The organism is Bacillus sp. LR--39 (genome assembly GCF_053613335.1).
The window spans coordinates 1-952 of the sequence record NZ_JBSIOT010000450.1 but is presented as its reverse complement, the minus strand read 5'-3'; the positions used below and the strand labels follow the sequence as shown (position 1 = coordinate 952).

Genomic DNA, 952 nt, shown 5'->3' with positions numbered 1-952 from the left:
CCAAATTGACCGACACCGTCGACTTGCCGACGCCGCCTTTGCCGCTTGCCACAGCTAAAAACACAGGCTGTTTTTCACTATTCAGCAGAGATTGATCCTGCCCTTTGGCAGACTCTTGATAACTCATTACGACTTCTTCGGGCAGCTCCTCAAAACGCAGGCCGACCGTCTCTGCACCGGCTTCTTTCAACCGTATGACGATTTCCTGCTGAAGCTGCATTTGTTCGGCAGATCCCGTTTTTGCGAGCGCCACCTTTACGCTGACGTGCCGTTTTTCGGGTTTTATTTTAATTTCTTTTACGGCATCCAGCTCTCTGAGCGGCTTGTGAAGAAATGGCTCGTCCAAATCGCCGACTATCTTTTTTACATCGTCTTCTCGCAACATTGATCTCACCCTTTGTTGTATTCGTTTACAAAATAAGTATAGCATATCTTTCCTTATAGTGTCTTTGACACAAAAAGAAACCCTCTTATTCAGGAGGGTCTCTGTCTTCTGTAAAGTAGCGCAATACGCCTTTATAAACGGATGCTGCGATTTTGTCCTGATATTTGGGCTTGGCCAGCTGTTTTGCCTCTTCCGGGTTAGACAAAAACCCGATTTCGACAAGGGCCCCGGGCTTTTTAACATTTTGCATCAAATAAATTCCGTGTATCCGCTTTGCCTTCCGCGTCGTGTTTTCAAGATTATGTCTTAATTCATCCTGAATAAACTTGGCGGCCCGTTCATTCTCTTCATATTGCCCGTAATAGAAGCTTTGCGCACCGCTCCATCGCGCGGAAGGAATCGCATTCAAATGGATGCTGAGGTAAAGATCGGCTTCAGAATTGTTGATCATATCGACCCTCTTCCGCAAGTCTTCAGCTTTTCTTCTGCTGAGTCCCCTCGTTTCTTCAGGAGCGAGATCATGATCGTCCTCCCGCGTCAGCATCACCAAGGCGCCCTGCTCCTGGA

General features: G+C 47.5%; 1 protein-coding gene and 1 pseudogene. Both read right to left on the bottom strand.

The features are described 5' to 3' along the window. Nucleotides 1-385: pseudogene (locus ACWHAR_RS24040) on the bottom strand (chromosome partitioning protein ParA); the annotation flags it as partial. 85 nt (nucleotides 386-470) lie between these two features. Further along, a partial coding sequence (locus tag ACWHAR_RS24035) for an N-acetylmuramoyl-L-alanine amidase (RefSeq protein ID WP_452088054.1) occupies nucleotides 471-952 on the bottom strand: 482 nt, incomplete at its 5' end.